The sequence below is a fragment of the Aminobacter niigataensis genome (genome assembly GCF_014200015.1).
Lineage (GTDB): Bacteria > Pseudomonadota > Alphaproteobacteria > Rhizobiales > Rhizobiaceae > Aminobacter > Aminobacter niigataensis.
Genome location: NZ_JACHOT010000007.1, coordinates 57364 through 77867 on the forward strand (window position 1 = coordinate 57364; position 20504 = coordinate 77867).

Consider the following 20504-nt stretch of genomic DNA (forward strand, 5'->3'; position numbering starts at 1 on the left):
CGTCCGGATAGTCGATCAGAACGCTTCCGCGGCAAGCGCCATCATCGTTGCCGAACCGGTCGAAAGCCGCGCAAGATGCGCCGCGGTTTCGGGCATGACACGCTCCATGAAGTAAAGGCCGGTCACCAGCTTGGTCTCGTAGAAATCGGCCGAACCATTGGCGCCTGTCGCAAGCTTGTCCTGAGCCGTCTTGACCATCCTGCCCCACATGTAGCCGAGCGCCACAAGGCCGAAGAGATGCATGTAGTCGGTCGAGGCCGCACCCGCATTGTCGGGATTGCTCATGCCGTTCTGCACCAGCCACATGGTCGCCGCCTGCAGGTCGTTGAGGCCCTTCTTCAGCGCCTTGGTGTAAGGCGCCATCTGCTCGTCGCCGCGATTGGCCTCGCAGAACTCGCCGACGTCCTTGAAGAAAGCCTGCACGGCGCGGCCGCCATTGAGGCCGAGCTTGCGGCCGACGAGGTCGAGCGCCTGCACGCCATTGGCGCCCTCATAGATCATGGCGATGCGGGCATCGCGCACGAACTGGCTCATGCCGTGCTCTTCGATGTAGCCGTGACCGCCGAACACCTGCTGCGCCATGACCGCATGCTCGAAGCCCTTGTCGGTGAGCACGCCCTTCACCACCGGCGTCATCAGGCCCATATGGTCGTCGGCTGCCCGGCGCTCGGCGTCGTCCTCGGAGCGGTGGGCGACGTCGGAGTTGATCGCCGTCCACAGCACCAGCGCCCGGCCGGCCTCGTTGAAGGCCTTCATGGTCATCAGCTTGCGGCGGATGTCGGGGTGGACGATGATCGGATCGGCCTTCTTGTCGGGCGCCTTCGGCCCGGTCAGCGAACGGCCCTGGATGCGGTCCTTGGCGTAGGCGACAGCGTTCTGGTAGGCGACTTCGGAGACGGCAAGGCCCTGCAGGCCGACGCCGAGACGGGCCTCGTTCATCATCGTGAACATCGCCTTCAGGCCGCCATTGGCCTCGCCGAGCAGGAAGCCATGCGCCTCGTCATAGTTCATGACGCAGGTCGAGTTGCCATGGATGCCCATCTTCTCTTCGATCGAGCCGCAGGAGACCGCGTTGCGGGTGCCGGGGTTGCCCGAGGCGTCGATGTTGAACTTCGGCACGATGAACAGCGAGATACCCTTCACGCCCTCCGGTGCCCCTTCGATGCGGGCCAGTACCAGATGGATGATGTTGTCCGACATGTCGTGCTCGCCGGCCGAGATGAAGATCTTCTGGCCTGAAATCTTGTAGGAACCGTCGCCGTTCGGCACCGCCTTGGAGCGCAGCAGGCCCAGATCGGTGCCGCAATGCGGCTCGGTCAGGTTCATGGTCCCGGTCCAGGCGCCCTCGACCATCTTGGGCAGCCAGGTGGCCTTTTGCTCGTCGGTGCCATGAACCAGTACTGCGGCGATCGCGCCCTGGGTCAGGCCGGGATACATCATCAGCGCCATGTTGGCCGCCGACATGTATTCGCCGACCGCCGAGTGGACCGTGTAAGGCAATCCCTGACCGCCAAATTCAGCCGGCACGGCAAGCCCCATCCAGCCGCCTTCGCGATACTGGTCGAACGCTTCCTTGAAACCCTTGGGCGTGGTGACAGAGCCGTCGTCGTTACGGACGCAGCCTTCCATGTCGCCGACGCGATTGAGCGGATGCATGACGTTTTCGGCGAGCTTGGCGCCCTCGGCGAGAATCGCCTCCAGCACGTCGGGGCTGGCATCGGAAAAGCCGGCAAGGTTGCTGTAGCGCTCATAGCCGAGCACGTCGTTGAGCACAAAAAGGGTGTCCTGGACCGGCGCGCGGAATATCGGCATTGCTCTTCCTCCAGCAAATGTAACCGGTTCCGGCCAGACGGTATGCGACGGGGAACCGCTTGTCGAACGTCGATTAGCAAAAATTGACGTTTGCGTAAACGTCAATTTTTGCTACAGCCGTTTTTGGGTGATCGTTGCGTCCAGCGGGACGGAATCGCCGGTTCGAAGAGCACATGGAATCATGTCGCTCCCAAACGCAAAACGACCCGGCGAGGTCTCCCTCGCCGGGTCGTTTCAGAAAGCAAAGTCGCCTGGTTAGCTTGCAGCACTTGCCTGAGGCGCGGTGCGCTCGGCCAGCAGTTGGCGAACGACGTCCATATGGTTGTTCAGCTCGCCGATCGCCTCGTCGAGCAGCTGGCGCTGCTTCTGCAGGCGGCCGAGCTGCTTGTCCGACTTGTCCAGCGTCAGGCGCAGCTGCTTGGCGTTGGTACCCGTGGGATCGTAGAGGTCGATCATCTGCTTGACGTCGCGCAGCGAGAAACCGACCTTCCTGCCGAGCAGGATCAGCTTCAGCCGTGCGCGGTCGCGCCGGGTGTAAAGGCGCGTCGCGCCCTCACGCTTGGGGTTGAGCAGCCCCTTGTCCTCGTAGAAACGCAACGTACGAAGCGTCACGCCGTACTTCTTCGCCATCTCGCCGATGCGGACATAGTCCTCGCCGGAAAGATTGTTTTCATTGGCCGCTACATCGGCGACCGATACAAGCTTCATCATCTGCTTCCGATATCCCCAATTGCGAGCGCGGCGGCGGTGAGCCGGCCATGCTCTGATGGAAGCCGCAGGGGGCGGGGCTTCCGATCATGGTTTCTATGTAAAGGCACTCAAGACGGCGTTCTGCACACGTCTTACGTTTACGTAAATGCTATAGCGATGCGGCCTACCCTACGCAAGGGAAATTTGGTCGCTTTCGGCGCCAGGACGGGAACACAACGTCGCACATTCTTAAGCTTGGTTAAGAGGTTGTTTACCACGTTCGGGGAAATGTGCGCATGTCGGTTCTCCCGTGGTCATCATGTATCGAATTGTTCACGGTTTCGGAGGGCGGCGAATAGCCCCAGGAAGCCAATTCCCGCGCGGCCCTTCGCGACCCCGATCCCGGCAAGGATTTGAGACAACTGGTTCATAGCCAGCACTCTTACCAACGGGCGTTTCGATGAACAGCAAGCGGTCCTATCTCGACAGCCTCAACGACGGCAGGCAGCGCCGCCCGCACGCGTCGCTCGACCAGCTCAACCGGTCTCTCGAAAATCTCGAAGCGCGGCTTGAACGCGCACGCGAGGAAAGTGCCGAACCCTACCGCGACCAGATGCGCCAGGCCCCGGCAGCCGGCTACACGCCGCGCGGCGAATATGGCCGCAGCGCACCCTACGAACGCCCCTACCACACCATCGTCCGCGACATCGACCGGGTCCGTGGCCAGGAGGACGGCATCGCCGCCGTCGGCAAGATCGCCGGCGAGTTGCGCGCATTGCGCGAAGAGATGCGCCACCAGATGAGCTCCGGTCTGCAGCGAGAGTTCGACCTCCTGCGCAAGGACATAGACCGCGCAAGCCAGGCAGGCGTAGCCGGCGCCGAAGCGGTCGAGCTCGGTCACGAACTGGAGCGCCTGTCGGGCGCCATCCATTCGCTCGCCGAACGCAGCGACGACAGAAGCGTCAACACGCTGCGCCTCGAACTGGAACAGGTCCGCCGCGCGCTCGGCGATCTTGCCCGCGAGGAAACCGTGCTTTCCGTCGATCGGCGCTGGGACGATTTCGACCGCCGCTGGACCGATTTCGCCGACCGCATGTCGGCGAGCCAGGATCAGCGCGCCGAAGACCCGGCGCTTGCCGCATTGGCCGGCCGGCTCGAACAGATCAACGACGCCGTCAACAACCTGCCCGAATCGCTATCGCTGCGCAGCATCGAGGAGAAGGTCCGCACGCTGGCCGGTGCCGTCGACCAGTTCGTGCGCCAGCGCGACAGCCACAGCGACGAGATGTTCGGCCTCATCGACGAGCGCCTCGACGAGATCTCGCGCGCCATCGTCGCCTCGACGGTCGCGGCCCAGACACCGCATTTCGACCCCGCGCCGTTCGAGCGTATCGAGGTGCGCATCGCCGCGCTTGCCCACCAGATCGAGGAGATCACCGCCGACCAGCCGACGGCAGAGATCATCGACCGGCTCAATTTTCTGTCCGAGCGCGTCGACGGCATCGCCGCCCGCAGCGACATCCCCGAGCAGGCAGTCGAGCGCCTCGGCCAACAGATCTCGCTGATCGCCGACAAGATCGAACGCACGCCTGCAACACCCGACGCCGGCCTCATCTTCCAGGGCATCGAACAGCGCTTCGACGCACTTGCCGACGTGTTCGAGCGCCGCCAGGGCGATGCCTTCGAACATGGCAATGCGCTGTTCCGCGAACTCGAAAACCGCCTCCAAGATCTCGGCAATCGCCTCGACCGGCAAGCGGCCCAGCCTGTCGCCGATCAGTCGGGCATCATGGAAGCCATCGACGCCCGCTTCACGGCATTCGCCCAGCGCCTCGAAACCAACCGTCCGGACCCTGCCACCGAGCAGGCGATGCGCGGGCTCGAAGCCCGCCTCGAAGACATTTCCGGCCGCCTCGAAATGTCGGCGGCACAGGTGTCGAGCATCGACCCGCAACTGATCCGCGGTCTTGAGGCGCAGGTCAGCGAACTGACGAACCATCTGGCGCGCCCCGGCTCGCCGCTGCCCGAGTTCGAGGACGTCCGTCCACGCCTCGACGAGATCGAACGCTCCATCGCCGGCAACCACCACGCCCTTGTCGAGGCTGCCCGCCAAGCGGCCGAGAATGCGGTCCGCTCCTTCACCGGCTCGACCACCGACACCGCTGCCGTCACCGGTCTGGCTGAGGACCTCAAGGCGCTCGAAGCGCTTACCCGCCGTTCCGACGAGCGCAACGGCAAGACCTTCGAGGCGATCCACGACACGCTGCTCAAGATCGTCGACCGGCTCGGCTCTATCGAAACCGGCGAACCTGCCGCCGTCGACATCCCGCCGGCTTCCGTCGCCGAATTGCTGTCGCCGAGGATCGTCGAGGCGGAAGCCAAGCTTGCGCTCAGCGAGACGCCGTCGCTGGATCCCGATGAACCTGCACCGCTGCCCGAAGCCAACGCCACCTTCGGCCGCCGCAATGCAGGCGATGACGAACGCGTCACCCGCAGCCCGGCCCAGGCCGCCGCGGAAGCTGCCGCAGCGGTTGCAGCGCTCGACGGCGTGCGCGCCGACAAGAAGGATGCAACACCCGCCAGGGCCTCGATGTTCAGCGGCCTGGCCCGCGCCTTCAGCTCCAAGAAGACTAGGCAGCAACAGCCGGCAGCCGAGGCTGCCGAGCCGGTCATCGAGGACACGGCCCCGAGCGTCATGCTCGACGCGCCGCTTGACCCCAAGATCGCCAACCGTCCACTGGAGCCCGGCTCCGGCGCCCCCGACCTCAACGCCATCATGCGCCGCGTCCGCGACGAGCGCGGCGAAACGGCCCGGCCGAACGAGACCGATGCGTCGAAGTCCGACTTCATCGCCGCCGCCCGCCGCGCCGCCCAGGCAGCGGCAGCCGAAGCCGACGCGCTCAAGCGCAGCTCCGATCTCAAAGGCCCGGTGCGTGCACTGCGCATCGGCGATCTCATCAAGTCGCGCCGCAAGTCGGTGCTGATGGCGGTCGGTGCGGTGATGCTGGCGCTCGCCGGCATGCAACTCGGCAAGGCCTTCCTCAACGATCCGGTCGAAACGGCAAGCGTCACCGTCGCACCCTCGGCATCCCAGCCGGTCAAGGTCGCTGCCGCAGCGCCGGCCAAGGCCATCGAAGCCCCCGCAGCCTCGGTTCGCAATGTCGACAAACCCGAAGTCGCCAAGGCACCGGCCGCCGAACCCGACATGGTCGCCGAGACGATCGAAGCGGCCGCACCGGCCCAGGTTGCGCTCGACCACAACAGCACGCAGTCCATTCCGGCGCAGCCGACCGTGACCGAGACGTTCAAGCCGACCAGCACGCCTGCCGCCTTCATGCCAGAGGCGATCGGCCCGACGGCCCTGCGCGAAGCTGCCAATGCAAGCGACGCCAAGGCGCTGTTCGAGATCGGCTCGCGTTACGCCGAAGCCCGCGGCACCAATGCCGACATGAAGGCTGCGGCCCAGTGGTACGAGAAGGCCGCCGAGCTCGGCTTCGCACCGGCGCAATACCGCATCGGCAACCTGTATGAGAAAGGCAACGGCGTCGACCGCGATGCCGCCAAGGCCAAGACCTGGTACCAGCTCGCCGCGGCCCAGGGCAACGCCAGTGCCATGCACAATCTGGCGGTGCTGTTTGCCATGGGGGCCGACGGCACCGTCGACAACGACTCTGCGACGCGCTGGTTCGTCAGTGCCGCCGAACTCGGCGTCAAGGACAGCCAGTTCAATCTCGGCATCCTCGCTGCCAAGGGCGTTGGCATGAAGCAGAACCTCGAGGAGTCCTACAAGTGGTTCGCCATCGTCGCCAAGGGAGGCGACAAGGATGCGGCTGCCAAGCGCGACGAGATCGCCAAGGCGCTCAACCCCGAGCAGCTCAAGCGTGCCGAAGAGACGACCGCGCTCTGGCAGGCCAAGACGCTCGACCCGGCATCTAATGCCGTCGACATCCCGGCCGCATGGCAGGATGCGCCGGCGGCCGTCGACATGAAGAAGGCCATCCACAACGTCCAGGCCATTCTCAACAAGAACGGCTACGAAGCCGGCCAGCCTGACGGCATGATGGGCCAGAAGACCAAGGACGCCATCGCCGCGTTCCAGAAGGACAACGCCCTCAAGCCGACCGGCGAGATCGACGGTCCCCTGGTCGAAGCGCTGCTAGCGCGCAAATAATTCACCGTCTCCACTATCAGCAGCCCGCCTTAACCGGCGGGTTAACTGATTGAGATATTTTCATTTCGGGCACGGCGAAGTTTGACTTCGCCGCAATGTCGGCGCAAGTACCCGGTAGCCAACTGGCTCCCAGGGATGGGCGACGGCAATAATTCATTTTGCAGAGACTGACGGGTGGGCATTTATCTCCCGATAGCTGAAATGTCGGTCAATGTGTTCGTGCTCCTGGCGATGGGCGCGGCGGTCGGCTTCCTGTCGGGCATGTTCGGGGTCGGCGGCGGCTTCCTGATCACGCCGCTCCTGATCTTCTACAACATCCCGCCCGCGATCGCGGTCGCCACCGGCGCCAACCAGGTCATCGCCTCGTCCTTCTCCGGCGCGCTCGCCCATCTCAAGCGCGGCACGCTCGACTTCAAGCTCGGCACGGTGCTCCTGATCGGCGGTATCGCCGGCTCGGCAGCCGGCGCCTTCGTCTTTGCGCTGCTGCGCGCCATCGGCCAGCTCGACCTGTTCATCTCGCTGCTCTACGTCGTCTTCCTCGGCACCGTCGGCGGGCTGATGCTGATCGAAAGCGTCAACGCGCTTCGCCTGACCAAGGGCGGCGTGCCGCCGGCGCTGAAGAAGTCGGGCCAGCACAACTGGATCCACCGCCTGCCCTTCAAGATGCGCTTCCGCACCTCGAAGCTGTTCGTCTCGGTCATCCCGGTGCTCGGCATCGGCGCCGGCATCGGCTTCCTCTCCGCCATCATGGGCGTTGGCGGCGGCTTCATCATGGTGCCGGCGCTGATCTACCTGCTCAAGGTGCCGACAAACGTCGTCGTCGGCACCTCCTTGTTCCAGATCGTCGTCGTCTCGGCGTTCACCACGCTGGTGCATTCGACCACCAACCAGACCGTCGACATCATCCTGGCGCTGGTGCTGATGATCGGCGGCGTGGCGGGCGCCCAGTACGGCGCCAAGGCCGGCCAGAAGCTGCGCGGCGAACAGCTGCGTGCCCTGCTCGCGCTGCTCGTGCTGGCGGTTGCGCTGCGCCTCGGCTTCGACCTGTTCGTCAAGCCGCAGAACCTCTATTCGCTGACCGGCGTGAGCGGGCTGCTGTGATGCGGGCGGCGGCACTTCTTGCGGCCCTGTTGCTGGCTCCCGCACTTCCGGCGCAGGGCCAGGAAGCGGCGCATCCCGAAAGCATCCAGATCGGGCTATCGACCGACCGCGTCGCCATCACCGCCGACTTCTCGGGCGCAGACCTGACCATCTTCGGCGCGCTCGAGAACGCCGATCCGCTAATCAACCGCCAAGGCCGCTACGACGTCTATGTCGTGCTCGAAGGCCCGGCCCGGTCGGTCGTCGTGCGCCGCAAGGACCGCGTGCTCGGCATGTGGATCAACACCCGCTCCGAGACCTTCGTCAACGTGCCGGTGTCCTATTCGGTGGCGACCACGCGCCAGCCGCAGGACATCACCGATCCCAACAACTATCGCCAGCTGTCGCTGGGCGCCAACAACATCTACATGGAGCCCGAGGACAAGCGCGACAGCCCGCTGACCATCCAGGAGTTCACCGAGGCGCTGCGCGATCGCAAGCAGGCGATCGGTCTCTACTCGGACAATATCGGCGGCGTGCAGTTCCTGTCGCAGAGCCTGTTCCGCGCCACGCTGCACCTCGCCCCCAACGTGCCGGTCGGCACCCACAAGGCGCGCGCCTTCCTGTTCCGCAACGGCATCTTCATCAAGGAAACCTCGGCCCAGCTCGCCATCGTCAAGTCGGGCTTCGAGCAGACCATCTTCCGTTTCGCCACCGACCACGGCTTCGGCTACGGCCTCTTTGCCATCGGGCTCGCCATGCTCACCGGCTGGCTCGGACGGATCATCTTCAGGAAGGACTGAGGGGGCCGACGAACGCGTTTCGCAGCGTATCGCCCCCTCTGGCCTGCCGGCCATCTCCCCCTCAAGGGGGCGAGATCACGCCGTCATCGGCGCCTTCACAACCTGCAGAGCCACTCCCCAGGTCTATTACTGGTGCACATCTGACGTCGAGAGCCGCCGGCAACGCGACTAATCTCCCCCCTTGAGGGGGAGATGTCCGGCAGGACAGAGGGGGGCGTGAAGGAACTCGACGTCCTTTCCAGCCAGTCTCGCCTCATCCCGGCCTCAGTAACGACCCGGCAATCGGATAAACGCGACTCGTGCCGATCATATACGCGGTGGGCGCACCATCGCGGAACATGCCCTTGTACGCCCGGTCGAGCACGTTGAGCGAACCGGTGAAGGCGCCGAAGGCGGGCATGATCAGCCGCGCGCCGTCGCTGGCAAAGCAGCGCCGGCGCACCGAGCGGCCACGCTGGACGATCCTGGCGCAAGGATGCAGATGGCCCGCGATCTCGCCCTCGGCATGGCCCTTCGACGGCTCGTGGCGGAACACCAGCCCGCCGACCGCCAGTTCCTCGACCGTCTCGCCCGGCAAATCCGCCGGTGCATCGGGATCGTGGTTACCCGCGATCCAGAACCAGTTCCGCCCCGCCATCATCGCCATCAGGCTCACGCGGAACGGCTCGGGCAAACGCGCGGCGCCCTCGCCGTCATGGAAGCTGTCGCCGAGGCTGACGATGATGCGCGGCTGATAATCTTCGACCACCTCGGCAAGGCGCGACAGCGTCGCCGCCGTGTCGTAGGGCGGGATCAGACGGCCGCGGCGGGCATGGGACGAGCCCTTCTCCAGATGCAGGTCGGAGACGACGAGCAGATCGAGTTCGGGGAAGTGCAGCACCCCGCGCTGGTCACAGGCGGCGCGCATGCCGGCCACCGCGATCGCCTCGCAGCCGGCCCTGGTCAGTTCGCGCGCGGCTATGTTCATGCGCTTCCCATCGCCTCTTCGATCAGGTCGGCTGCCTCCATCAGCAGCGTGTCGTTGGCCTCGCCATTGACCGGTTCCCGGCCAATTTCCAGCATGACGGGCACCGCCAGCGGGGAAATCTGGTCGAGCATCTTATGGACGATTCGGCCGCGGATGCGCGAGAGCATCTCCGCCAGTCTCCTGACATCGAGCAGCCCGCTGGCGGCATCCGCACGCGTCGCCTTGAGCAGGATGTGATCGGGCTCATGGCTGCGCAAGACGTCGTAAATGAGGTCGGCCGAAACCGTCACCTGCCGGCCGTTCTTTTCCTGCCCGGGAAAGCGCCTCTCGATAAGGCCCGCTATGACCGCGCAATTGCGGAATGTGCGCTTGAGCAGCCAGCTGTCGGCGAGCCAGGCCTCAAGGTCATCGCCGAGCATGTCCTCGTCGAACAGTTCCGCCAGCGACGGCTTCTTCGCCTTGAACATGCGACCGAGGTCGCCCAGCGCCCAGACCGCCAGCGAATAATCTGTGGCGACGAAACCCAGCGGTCGCGCGCCCATGCGCTCCAGACGGCGCGTCAACAGCATGCCGAGCGTCTGGTGCGCCAGCCGGCCCTCGAAGGGGTAGGCGACCATGTAGAAGCGTTCGCCGCGCGGAAAGGTCTCGACCAGCAGGTCCTCACGCCTGGGCAGGATCGACTTCATCTGCTGCATGCGCAGCCAGTCCGACACCTGGTCGGGCAGCGCCGTCCAGCGCGCGGGGTCGGCCAGCATGCCGCGCACCTGCTCGGCGAGATAGGTCGAGAGCGGGAACTTGCCGCCGGCATAAGACGGCACCAACACGTTGCCGCCACCACCCGTGGAGACGTAGCACTCGTTTTCGCGGATGCCCTCGAAGCGCAGCACCTTGCCGGCGAAGATGAACATGTCGCCGATCGACAACGTCTCGACGAAATACTCCTCGATCTTGCCGAGCACGGGCCCGCCGCGCAAGGCAAGCGACTGGGCGCTACCCGCCCCCGACTTGCCCTTGGCGCGGGTGTAGCGGACGTTGAGCATCGGCGCCTCGATGATGGTGCCGACGTTGAGTCTGTATTGCTGGGCGATGCGCGGATGCGACACCCGCCACTTGCCGTCCTTGGTCTTGCGGATGCGCGCATAGCGCTCGTAGCTGCGCAGCGCGTAGCCGCCGGTGGCGACGAAGTCGACGACGCGGTCGAAGCTTTCGCGGTCGAGCCCGGTATAGGGCGCGGCCCCCCTCACCTCGTCATAGAGTTCGTCCGCGTCGAAGGCTGCACCGCAGGCGCAACCCAGCACATGCTGGGCCAGCACGTCGAGCGCGCCCTCGATCAGCGGCGGGGTGTCCTGCGCGCCGAGATAGTTGGCCTCCAGTGCTGCCCGGCACTCCAGCACCTCGAAGCGGTTGGCCGGCACCAGGATCGCCCGGCTCGGCTCGTCCATCCGGTGGTTGGCGCGGCCGATGCGCTGGGCCAGCCGGCTCGCGCCCTTGGGCGCGCCGACATGGATGACGAGATCGACATCGCCCCAGTCGATGCCGAGGTCGAGCGTCGAGGTGGCGACGACGGCGCTCAGCACGTTGTCGGCCATCGCCTTCTCGACCTTGCGGCGCTGACCGACATCGAGCGAGCCGTGATGTAGTGCGATCGGCAAATTGTCGTCGTTGACCCGCCACAGCTCCTGGAACAGCAGCTCCGCCTGGCTGCGGGTGTTGACGAAGAGCAGCGTCGTCCTGTGCTTGCGGATCGCTTCATAGACATCTGGAATGGCATAGCGCGCCGAATGCCCCGACCACGGCACGTGTTCCTCGGAATCGAGGATCGATATCTCGGGCTTGGCGCCGCCCGACACCGTGATCAGCTCAGCCATGTTGTTTGTACCCTCCCCCTTGTGGGGAGGGTCGACGCGCAGCGTCGGAGTGGGGGTAGAGGCGAGACCGTCACCCCCACCCCGCCCTTCGGGCGACCCTCCCCACAAGGGGGAGGGTGAAGAGCCCTGCCTCACCAACCAGCGGCGCAGCTCGTCCGGTTCGGCCACCGTCGCTGACAGGCCGATCGCCTGAAGGTCGGGCACGAAGGCACGCAGCCGTGCCAGCCCGAGCGACAGAAGGTGGCCGCGCTTGGAGGTCACCAGCGAGTGCAGCTCGTCGAGCACGATGTAGCGCAGGTCGGAAAAGAAGCGCTCGGCATCTGGCGAGGCGATCAGCAGCGCCAGTTGCTCGGGCGTGGTCAGCAATATGTCGGGCGGCGACAGCTTCTGGCGGGTGCGCTTATGCTGCGGCGTGTCGCCGGTGCGCGTCTCCATCGAAATCGGCAGGCTCATTTCATCGACCGGCTTGCCGAGATTGCGCTCGATGTCGACGGCCAGCGCCTTGAGCGGCGAGATGTAGAGCGTGTGCACGCCGCGATGGGCCGCGCCCGGCCGCTTCTTCGGCCTGATGGCGAGATCGGTCAGCGCCGGCAGGAAACCGGCCAGCGTCTTGCCGGCACCGGTCGGAGCGATCAGCAGCACCGAGTTTCCCTGCTGGGCCGCGGCCAGCAAATCGAGCTGATGGGCACGAGGCGACCAGCCGCGTTCGGCGAACCATCGCACGAATGGTTCCGGCAACATGGCGGCAGTCGAATTCGGCTCCAGTCGCGCTTGGCTCGTCACGCCCCAGACCTAGCGCGGGCGCGTTGGAACGCCAAGTGGAATCTGGAACAAAAAGGGATCAGGCGTCGCATGCACCAACCAGCTTGAAATGCCTCATTCCTTCGCGCCCCCCTCTGGCCTGCCGGCCATCTCCCCCTCAAGGGAGGAGATCAGGCCTTCATCGCCGCCGCAGCCAGTCGCCAACGTAGCTGTTTGCGCCTTGCAACCTCTCAGGAGATGGGCACTGCCGGCGACGAGACTGATCTCCCCCTTGCGGGGGAGATGGCCGGCAGGCCAGAGGGGGGTGGGAAGGATCGCGACGCAACAGACTTGCATCCCAAGCACTGCGGTATCAGATGGACAGCCCAAACTGAGAGCCGCCCGAATGATCGACACAGCCTCCCACGAAGCCCGCATCGCCAAACTCGAAAAGCTCGTCCACGAGCTTCAGGCGCAACTGGAGATCGTGCAGAAGCAGGTGGGCATCACGGCCAAGCCGGCCGAAAAGCCGCTACGCTCGCGCGGCATGCTCGGCAGCCCGAAGGGGCGCTAGGCCGCCCACTCCGTCACCACGATCAGGCCCTCGACCGGCTCGCGGCGGTCCTGGCGGATCACGGCGCGCTCCAGCGAAACCAGCTTCAGGCCGGCAGCGGCGATCAGCCCGTGCACATAGGCTTCGGAATGGGCGTAGCGGCGCGAGTCCTGAAGCTCGAACGGCTCGACGCCCGAAAAGAGCTCGACCGAAAAGGCAAAGATGCCGCCCGGCGCCAGCATCTTCATGACGCTTGAAAACACTCTATCGAGCGCACCGAGATACATGAATACGTCAGCGGCGGTGACCAGGTCTGCCGCCTCGCCCGCAAATTCCGGTTCCTGCAGGTCGGCCTTGATCAGCTGGTCGTAAACGCCCTTGTCGCGCGCCTTGCGCAGCATTTCGGCCGAGATGTCGTAGCCATCGAGGCGCTTCGCCACCGGCCGCAGCTTGACGCCCATCAGCCCGGTGCCACAGCCGAGATCGACCGCATGCGCAAACGCGTTGCGCCCGGTCGCACCGATGGCCGCCGTCAGCAGTTCCGGCACGCGGTAGTGCAGCGTCTCGACCAGGGCGTGATCGAACTTGTCGGCATACTGGTCGAACAGCATTTCGACGAAAGCGCTGGGCGGGCTGTCGGCAGCGGGAGCCGCACCGACCAGTTGCAGCTTCAGCGCCGCGCCCGGCCTATCAGCCGGCTCGAGCTTCAGCGACATGCGCCAGGCCTCGGCCGCGGCTTCCATCTGCCCAGCAGCCTCGTGCATTTCGCCCGCGCGGAACCAGCCCATCGCCCAGTTCGGCGCCAGTTCGAGCGCGCCGAGCATCAGTTCGGCGGCAGCAGCGTGGTCGCCCGAGGCGAACAGCATTTCGGCATAGTCCGCCCGCCGGTCGGCAAGCAGGTCGTTGGAAGAGAGCTGCAACGGCGTCAAGCGCGGTATCCAGAATGAGGAGAGTGGCGCGCATTACTGCCAAAGCGGCCTTCCACGCAAGCGGCAAATGCCTATCTTGCAAAGATGCGTGCCCGCGACCTGCTCCATCCGCGCCCCGAAGGGCTCTATTGCCCGCCCGGCGATTTCTACATCGACCCCGTGCGCCCGGTCGAGCGCGCGCTCATCACCCACGGCCATTCCGACCATGCCCGGCCCGGCCATGCCAAGGTGCTGGCAACGCGCGAGACGCTCGACATCATGGCGATCCGCTGCGGACCGGGCTTTGCCGGCAGCACCCAGGCGATGGCGCTGGGCGACAAGATCAAAGTCGGCGATGTCACCGTGTCGTTCCACCCTGCCGGCCATGTGCTGGGCTCGGCCCAGATATCGGTCCAGCACAACGGCCTGCGCATCGTCGCCTCGGGCGACTACAAGCGCGCCAGCGACCCGACCTGTGCCGCCTTCGAGGTGGTGGCTTGCGATGTGTTCATATCAGAGGCCACATTCGCGCTGCCGGTGTTCCGCCATCCCGATGCCGCACACGAGATCGGCAAGCTGCTGAAGTCGGTGCAGCAGTTTCCCGAGCGCGCGCATCTCGTCGGCGCCTATGCGCTGGGAAAGGCGCAGCGCGTCATGCGCCTGTTGCGCGACCAGGGCTACGACAAGCCGATCTACATCCACGGCGCCATCGCCAGGCTCAGCGAATATTACCAGCACCAGGGCGTCGACCTTGGCGAGCTGCAGCCCGCGACCGTCGAGGACGGCGACAAAAGCGACTTTGCCGGCGCCATCGTCATTGCGCCGTCGTCGGCCTTCGCCGACCGCTGGGCACGGCGCTTTCCCGATCCGCTCGCCTGCTTCGCCTCCGGCTGGATGCGCATCCGCCAGCGTGCCAAGCAGGGCGGCGTCGAACTGCCGCTGATCATCTCCGACCATTCCGACTGGATTGAGCTGACCGACACGATCAAGGAAACCGGCGCCGGCGAGGTCTGGGTCACCCACGGCCGCGAGGAAGCGCTGGTGCGCTGGTGCGAGCTCAACGGGATTTCCGCGCGCCCGCTGCATCTCGTCGGCTACGAGGATGAGGGAGATTGAGGATGCCCAGCCGCGCGATCTTTCACGCCTCCCGCTGGCCTGCAAGGCTTGCGGGACAGCGCCCCCCTCTGTCCTGCCGGACATCTCCCCCACAAGGGGGGAGATTGGCAGTTCCACCGCCGGTCCTCGTCCTGCAACAATGGCGATTGGCGAAAGCCGAGATGACGGCCAATCTCCCCCCTTGTGGGGGAGATGTCCGGCAGGACAGAGGGGGGCAACGTAGAGCGCCCACCCAGCCCAGGTCGGCTGCCCCATGAACCGCTTCGCCGAACTGCTCGACCGCCTGGTGCTGACGCCGTCGCGCAACGGCAAGCTCAAGCTCATCACCGACCATTTCCGCGCGGTCGAGGATCCCGACCGCGGGCTGGCGCTCGCCGCACTCACCGGCGATCTCGACATCGCCTCGGTCAAGCCAGCGATGCTGCGACAGCTGGTTTCCGAGCGCATGGATCCCGTGCTGTTCGGCTATTCCTATGACTATGTCGGCGACCTCGCCGAAACAGTCTCGCTGGTCTGGCCAGAGCCGAGCCGCAACGCATCGCCTGTGACACCCCCACCCCTTACCCCTCCCCACAAGGGGGAGGGGAACGTCGACGCCTCAGAATCCCCCTCCCCCTTGTGGGGAGGGGTAAGGGGTGGGGGTAGCCAGGAGCACGACCCCAAACCCAAGCCGCAAACATTGGCCGATGTCGTCGCCGCCCTCCAATCGGCCAGCCGCTCCGACGGGCCGGCCGTGCTTGCCCGCCTGCTCGACCAGGCGGAAACATCCGCCCGCTTCGCCATCATCAAGCTGGTCACCGGCGGATTGCGCATCGGCGTCTCGGCACGGCTTGCCAAGCAGGCGCTGGCCGACCTTGGCCCCGTCGACGTCGCCGAGATCGAGGAGTTGTGGCACGGGCTGACACCGCCCTATGCCGAACTGTTCGCCTGGCTGGAAGGCAAGGCACCGAAGCCGGAACAGGCTGCCAAGGCGCCATTCCGCCCGGTGATGCTGTCCAACCCGCTCAGTGACGGCGATCTCGAAAAGCTCGCGCCGGCCGACTACGCCGCCGAGTGGAAATGGGATGGCATCCGCGTCCAGGCGGTTTCGGAGGGCGGCATCCGCCGGCTCTATTCGCGCACCGGCGACGACGTCTCCGGCGCCTTCCCCGACGTGGTCGCGTCGATGGATTTCGATGCGGCACTCGACGGCGAATTGCTGGTCGGCGTGCCCCGCGAGGCGACCGGCACCTTCTCCGACCTGCAGCAGCGGCTCAACCGCAAGACCGTCTCGGCCAAGATGCAGGACCGCTACCCTGCTTTCGTGCGCTGCTACGATCTGCTCCAGCTGAACGGCGAAGACCTGCGCGGTCTCGCCTTCACCGAGCGCCGCGCGCGGCTCGAAACCTTCATCGCCACGCTGGACCCCGACCGCTTCGACCTGTCGCCGATCATCGCCTTCGAAAGCTGGCAGCAGCTCGAAGGCATGCGCAGCGCACCGCCGCACCCGATCATCGAGGGCGTGATGCTGAAACGCCTGGATTCGGCCTACCTCGCCGGCCGCCCCAAGGGTCCGTGGTTCAAGTGGAAGCGCGATCCGCACACGGTCGACGCCGTGTTGATGTATGCCCAGCGCGGCCACGGCAAGCGCTCGAGCTTCTACTCCGACTATACATTCGGCGTCTGGTCGGGGGCGGAAGGCCAGGAGGAACTGGTGCCAGTGGGCAAGGCCTATTTCGGCTTCACCGACGAGGAACTCAGGCAGATCGACAAGTTCGTCCGCGACAACACCATCGAGCGCTTCGGCCCGGTGCGCTCGGTGCGCGCCGACAAGTCGAACGGGCTGGTGCTGGAAGTCGCCTTCGAGGGGCTCAACCGCTCGACGCGCCACAAGTCGGGCGTTGCCATGCGTTTTCCCAGGATCTCGCGCCTGCGCTGGGACAAGCCGCCGGCGGAAGCCGACCGCATCGAAACGCTGCAGGCGCTGCTCGACTGACTCTCGATGGCGATCTACTCGGTGACAGACACCCTGATCTCGTAGATGTCGACCGCCTTGCCTTCCTTGGCGAGGTCCGAGTTGATGGCGATGGTTCCGGCCGCGCCCGGCTCCTTGTCGGGCACGTCCATCTCGAACAGATACTCGCCGCGCTGATAGCCGACGATGTAGCGCTTGCGGCCGCAATCGCCGAGTTCGCCGAAATTGCAGTCGACGGCCATCTGCGTTTCCTTGCCGTCCTCGGCGCGGGCGACGATGTCGAACACCGCATGCTTGCCGGCGATCTGTTCGAGCACGCCCTGGCCGACGTCGAAGCTGACGGCCGAGCCGGTGTTGCCCGAGCGGATGCGCAGGAAGCTGCCGGTGTCGTCCTTGGCGACTTCCGCCGAGGTGCCGCTCGGCGCGCTGACATCGGTGGGATCGGTCGGCGTGAACACGGTGATCCAGTTGCGGGCCTGGTCGGCCTCGCCCGGCCGTGCCGGCCCGCCGTCCGGCGAAAAATCTTCGCTCTCGAGCGTCTTGGGCGGGTTACGCACCGAGGTATCGATCTCTTCGGCCGACTTGAACTGGTCGGTCTGCACCGCCCACCAGGCGCCTATGCCGCCCATGGCAAGCAGCGTCACTGCCAAGAACATCGCCGCGAAAGGCCGTTGCCTTTCGGCGCGCCGGGCCGCGCGATCCGCCGCGCGCCTTTCGGCCCTGCTGCGCTTTTCGGTGATCTCGACCGGCGGCCCGCCCGGCAAGGTGGCATCGGGCATGATGTCGGGCACGACGGGTGTCACGCCTGTTGCAGGGCTGCCGATCGATACGGAAGGCGCCTTCGCAGCGCCATTGCCGTTGAGCGACACTTCCGGAACCGGGGTCGCACCGGCTGCGCCGGCCGAAACCGCCGGGGCAGCCGGCATGAACTCCGATTCGATCTCGGTGATCGTGGCCTGCAGCGACTTGCGGCGGTTGATCGCCACCTCGACCGTCATGGCAGGATTGGTCTTGAGCGCACGATCGAGCGCGGCGAAGGCCGCGCGGTAAACCTTTTCGCGAAATTCGCGGTTCTCGGGATCGCCCTTTTCGAAAGCGTTCCGGATCGCCTTTTCGATCGAATCCAACCGATATTCCTCGCAACGCGCCTGTGTTGCCAGATGGTTAGCGACAGAGGCGGCATCAATCAACGGCACGGAAAGCGTTTTGTCAGCCAAAACTGGATGCAATGTGCCTCCGGACCGGCAAAACGCGTGCAGCAACCGTCGAAGTCGGTGCATTGTCCGGAGCGCCCGATCTGCTATATGAAGTTACGTTTACGGAAACGTCAAAACAAAGAGCCGGGAGAGACAAGCGTGGCGCTGCCTGAAATCCTCAAGAAGAACCTGCGCGTCCCGGTCGTCGGCGCGCCGCTGTTCATCATCTCGCATCCGCCGCTGGTGCTGGCGCAGTGCAAGGCCGGCATCGTCGGCTCGTTCCCCGCGCTGAACGCCAGGCCCGAGGCACAGCTCGACGAGTGGCTGGCCCAGATCACCGAGGATCTCGCCGCCCACGACGCCGCCAATCCCGACCGCCCGGCAGCCCCCTTCGCCGTCAACCAGATCGTCCACAAGTCCAACAAGCGCCTCGAGCACGATCTCAGGCTCTGCGTCAAATACCGCGTGCCGATCGTCATATCGTCGCTCGGCGCGGTCGAGGAGGTCAACCAGGCCGTCCATTCCTATGGCGGCATCGTGCTGCACGACATCATCCACGACCGCCATGCCCGCAAGGCGATCAAGATGGGCGCCGACGGCCTGATCGCGGTCGCAGCGGGCGCCGGCGGCCATGCCGGGACGCTGTCGCCGTTTGCGCTGATCCAGGAAATCCGCCAGTGGTTCGACGGGCCGCTGCTGTTGTCGGGCGCCATCGCCAATGGCGGTGCCGTGCTCGCCGCCCAGGCCATGGGTGCTGACCTCGCCTATATCGGCTCGCCCTTCATCGCCACCGAAGAGGCCCGCGCCAATGACGCCTACAAGCAGATGATCGTCGAATCCAAGGCCGCCGACATCGTCTACTCCAACCTGTTCACCGGCATCCACGGCAACTACCTCAAGGGCTCGGTGCGCGCCGCCGGCATGGACCCCGACAATCTCGCCGTCTCCGACCCGACGCAGATGGATTTCGAAGGCGACAACAAATACAAGGCCTGGAAGGACATCTGGGGTTGCGGCCAGGGTACCGGCGCCGTCGACAAGGTCGTGCCCACGGCCGAACTCGTCACGCGCCTCGCCAGCGAATACGCCGCCGCCAAGGCCCGCATCTGCGCCTGAGACGGGCGTCCTGCGCCGCCGCGGCGCCCGGGTCCGTGCATGAAGGCAGGCGGCGTCCATTCGCCACTTGTCAAATCCCTTCAAAGGCCGCTTGAAATCGGCGCGCAATGAAGTTATCAGGCACTCACGTCGCGCGAGCCTCCGGGATCGCGTAGCCTGGAAGCCGCTTTAGCTCAGTTGGTAGAGCACATCATTCGTAATGATGGGGTCAGGTGTTCGAGTCACCTAAGCGGCACCAGCCATCCAGTTGAAACACGCACTGTTTTTTCACGACGTGAAGCATCCTGCGACGTGAAGCATCCTGCATTGAAAATGCGGCCGGGGCGTCACGGCGTTCGAATTGTCGCCGCTTGCTCCATATCGACGTGCCGTCATTATGTCGACGCAAGGTCCGCGCCAACGTCGTGGGCGCAGCGTGTGGCGCCCTGTTCACAAGGGACATACATGCCGTCGGGGTACGGGAAGCGGCGAGCGGTCATTCCGCCGAACGCTCAGATCCCATGCCATTGGTGAGCCGCACCAGCACGTAGGTCGATGCCAGGATTGCGCTCGCTCCCATCCATTGAATGGGTGTCAGCGTTTCACCAAGAAACACATAGGCAAGCCCAACTCCGAATATGGGAATCACGTTGAAATAGCTGCCAGCGACTGCTGCCGGGACCGAGCGGAGAGCGGCGATGTAAAGCCAATATGCGGCGGCATAGTATAGAAGGCCGGATACTGCTGCCGTTGCGAGGATGCCTGGAGGGATAGTCTGGAAGTCGTCCACCGAACCGAATGGGGTGCGGACGAGCAGCAGAGCAACAGCCCAACCTAGCCCAGCCGTCTGCTGCAGGGCCACGGTGAACACTGGGTCGACGCTTTCGACCAGCTTTCGTGAAAACACGGTGTAGACAGCACAACAGAGGACCGCTCCCAGCAGCAAGAGTATTCCCTGGGGAGCAGTTACGTCTCCGAGACCGCCGTAGACGTTGGCCACCAAACCAACCCCCAAACCGCCGAGCAGCATTACCAGGAGCAGCCGCCAGGTGACTTTCTCTCCGAGAACCAGCGCAGCCAGGCCAAGTATCATCAGCGGCTCGGCGGCCCACAACAGCGTCGCGACGCTCGCCGACACGCTGGCAAGGCCCATCAAGTTGAGCGTGTAGGAAATGCCGGGGTTGAGTACGCCGAGAGCGATCAGCGGAAGCCAATATGACTTCGCGGGAGCAGGACAGGCTGTTGCAAGAACGGCGGCCCACAGGAACAAGGCACTCGGCGCAAGCTGGACGACCAGCAGCGTAACCGGGTTGATTGACGCAAGCAGTGCCTTGTTCAGGACGGTTGCAGCACCCCACAGGGCACATGCAGCAACCAGCAGGACAGCAGGAGGAAAGCGCGGCGAATGGCGCATCTCAGTGGACTCCAGAAGCGGTTACGGAAAAGCGGTGGATGCAGCGAACGGGCTAGCGCCCGGCGCAGTTCTCCGCGTCGCAATGGTCGTAACCGGGTCTTCTTGGAGGCCTAGCCATCCGTCTCTAACCCATCAT

Annotated in this window: 14 protein-coding genes and 1 tRNA gene; 8 read left to right on the forward strand and 7 right to left on the reverse strand. The window is 65.2% G+C overall.

Annotated features, from left to right (window positions below; all coding sequences use genetic code 11):
- Positions 1–15: 15 nt before the first annotated feature.
- Positions 16–1812 (reverse strand): acyl-CoA dehydrogenase, encoded by a 1797-nt coding sequence (locus GGQ99_RS20990; protein WP_183264057.1) that lies wholly within the window; start codon positions 1810–1812, stop codon positions 16–18.
- Positions 1813–2067: 255 nt separating this feature from the next.
- Positions 2068–2520: a MerR family transcriptional regulator gene (locus tag GGQ99_RS20995; RefSeq protein WP_108610051.1), complete on the reverse strand. Its 453-nt coding sequence runs from the start codon at positions 2518–2520 to the stop codon at positions 2068–2070.
- Positions 2521–2962: 442 nt separating this feature from the next.
- Here GGQ99_RS20995 and GGQ99_RS21000 point away from each other — a divergent pair, with 442 nt between their 5' ends.
- From GGQ99_RS21000 to GGQ99_RS21010, 3 genes are all read left to right on the forward strand, one after another.
- Positions 2963–6673 carry an SEL1-like repeat protein gene (locus tag GGQ99_RS21000; protein WP_183264058.1) on the forward strand — a complete coding sequence of 1237 codons (3711 nt, stop codon included), beginning with the start codon at positions 2963–2965 and terminating at the stop codon, positions 6671–6673.
- Between the two features lie 174 nt (positions 6674–6847).
- On the forward strand, positions 6848–7774 hold the full coding sequence (locus GGQ99_RS21005; protein ID WP_108609374.1) for a sulfite exporter TauE/SafE family protein: 927 nt from the start codon (positions 6848–6850) through the stop codon (positions 7772–7774).
- Positions 7774–8556: a TIGR02186 family protein gene (locus GGQ99_RS21010; protein WP_108609375.1), complete on the forward strand. Its 783-nt coding sequence runs from the start codon at positions 7774–7776 to the stop codon at positions 8554–8556. The genes GGQ99_RS21005 and GGQ99_RS21010 overlap by 1 nt, the downstream gene beginning before the upstream one ends.
- A gap of 253 nt (positions 8557–8809) precedes the next feature.
- On the opposite strand, the gene pdeM is transcribed toward GGQ99_RS21010, so the two are convergent.
- Complete coding sequence (pdeM, locus tag GGQ99_RS21015; RefSeq protein WP_183264059.1) at positions 8810–9523, reverse strand: ligase-associated DNA damage response endonuclease PdeM; 714 nt, start codon at positions 9521–9523, stop codon at positions 8810–8812.
- Positions 9520–12132 carry a ligase-associated DNA damage response DEXH box helicase gene (locus GGQ99_RS21020; protein WP_183264060.1) on the reverse strand — a complete coding sequence of 871 codons (2613 nt, stop codon included), beginning with the start codon at positions 12130–12132 and terminating at the stop codon, positions 9520–9522. Before GGQ99_RS21020 ends, pdeM begins: the two co-directional genes overlap by 4 nt.
- A gap of 406 nt (positions 12133–12538) precedes the next feature.
- Between GGQ99_RS21020 and GGQ99_RS21025 the strand changes: the two genes are divergently transcribed.
- Positions 12539–12706, forward strand: coding sequence for a hypothetical protein (locus GGQ99_RS21025; protein ID WP_183264061.1), 168 nt, complete (start codon positions 12539–12541; stop codon positions 12704–12706).
- Here the strand turns inward: GGQ99_RS21025 and GGQ99_RS21030 are convergent.
- Positions 12703–13614, reverse strand: coding sequence for a class I SAM-dependent methyltransferase (locus GGQ99_RS21030; RefSeq protein ID WP_183264062.1), 912 nt, complete (start codon positions 13612–13614; stop codon positions 12703–12705). The two genes, GGQ99_RS21025 and GGQ99_RS21030, sit on opposite strands and share 4 nt — an antisense overlap.
- A gap of 84 nt (positions 13615–13698) precedes the next feature.
- Here GGQ99_RS21030 and GGQ99_RS21035 point away from each other — a divergent pair, with 84 nt between their 5' ends.
- Together GGQ99_RS21035 and GGQ99_RS21040 are read left to right on the forward strand one after the other, a co-directional pair.
- Complete coding sequence (locus tag GGQ99_RS21035; RefSeq protein WP_108609379.1) at positions 13699–14709, forward strand: ligase-associated DNA damage response exonuclease; 1011 nt, start codon at positions 13699–13701, stop codon at positions 14707–14709.
- Between the two features lie 253 nt (positions 14710–14962).
- Positions 14963–16684 (forward strand): cisplatin damage response ATP-dependent DNA ligase, encoded by a 1722-nt coding sequence (locus GGQ99_RS21040; protein WP_183264063.1) that lies wholly within the window; start codon positions 14963–14965, stop codon positions 16682–16684.
- A 14-nt stretch (positions 16685–16698) separates the two neighbouring features.
- Here the strand turns inward: GGQ99_RS21040 and GGQ99_RS21045 are convergent, their stop codons facing one another.
- The gene (locus tag GGQ99_RS21045) at positions 16699–17790 is read right to left on the reverse strand and encodes a hypothetical protein (protein ID WP_183264064.1); all 1092 of its coding nucleotides are present in this window, start codon (positions 17788–17790) and stop codon (positions 16699–16701) included.
- Positions 17791–17967: 177 nt separating this feature from the next.
- On the opposite strand from GGQ99_RS21045, the gene GGQ99_RS21050 reads away from it, so the two are divergent.
- A complete protein-coding gene (locus GGQ99_RS21050) occupies positions 17968–18975 on the forward strand; it encodes an NAD(P)H-dependent flavin oxidoreductase (RefSeq protein WP_183264065.1) in 1008 nt (335 codons plus the stop codon).
- A 162-nt stretch (positions 18976–19137) separates the two neighbouring features.
- Positions 19138–19213 (forward strand) — tRNA-Thr (locus tag GGQ99_RS21055).
- 237 nt (positions 19214–19450) lie between these two features.
- Here the strand turns inward: GGQ99_RS21055 and GGQ99_RS21060 are convergent.
- The gene (locus GGQ99_RS21060; protein WP_183264066.1) at positions 19451–20368 is read right to left on the reverse strand and encodes a DMT family transporter; all 918 of its coding nucleotides are present in this window, start codon (positions 20366–20368) and stop codon (positions 19451–19453) included.
- Positions 20369–20504 lie beyond the last annotated feature (136 nt).

What these genes read in the sequence shown, in the direction of transcription:
- GGQ99_RS21020 (WP_183264060.1), bottom strand. Translation starts at nt 12,132, where the DNA reads ATGTTGCCGGAACCATTCGTGCGATGGTTCGCCGAACGCGGCTGGTCG.
- GGQ99_RS21050 (WP_183264065.1), top strand. Translation starts at nt 17,968, where the DNA reads ATGAAGTTACGTTTACGGAAACGTCAAAACAAAGAGCCGGGAGAGACA.
- GGQ99_RS21025 (WP_183264061.1), top strand. Translation starts at nt 12,539, where the DNA reads ATGATCGACACAGCCTCCCACGAAGCCCGCATCGCCAAACTCGAAAAG.
- GGQ99_RS21035 (WP_108609379.1), top strand. Translation starts at nt 13,699, where the DNA reads ATGCGTGCCCGCGACCTGCTCCATCCGCGCCCCGAAGGGCTCTATTGC.
- GGQ99_RS21060 (WP_183264066.1), bottom strand. Translation starts at nt 20,368, where the DNA reads ATGCGCCATTCGCCGCGCTTTCCTCCTGCTGTCCTGCTGGTTGCTGCA.
- GGQ99_RS20995 (WP_108610051.1), bottom strand. Translation starts at nt 2,520, where the DNA reads ATGAAGCTTGTATCGGTCGCCGATGTAGCGGCCAATGAAAACAATCTT.
- GGQ99_RS21000 (WP_183264058.1), top strand. Translation starts at nt 2,963, where the DNA reads ATGAACAGCAAGCGGTCCTATCTCGACAGCCTCAACGACGGCAGGCAG.
- GGQ99_RS21010 (WP_108609375.1), top strand. Translation starts at nt 7,774, where the DNA reads ATGCGGGCGGCGGCACTTCTTGCGGCCCTGTTGCTGGCTCCCGCACTT.
- pdeM (WP_183264059.1), bottom strand. Translation starts at nt 9,523, where the DNA reads ATGAACATAGCCGCGCGCGAACTGACCAGGGCCGGCTGCGAGGCGATC.
- GGQ99_RS20990 (WP_183264057.1), bottom strand. Translation starts at nt 1,812, where the DNA reads ATGCCGATATTCCGCGCGCCGGTCCAGGACACCCTTTTTGTGCTCAAC.
- GGQ99_RS21040 (WP_183264063.1), top strand. Translation starts at nt 14,963, where the DNA reads ATGAACCGCTTCGCCGAACTGCTCGACCGCCTGGTGCTGACGCCGTCG.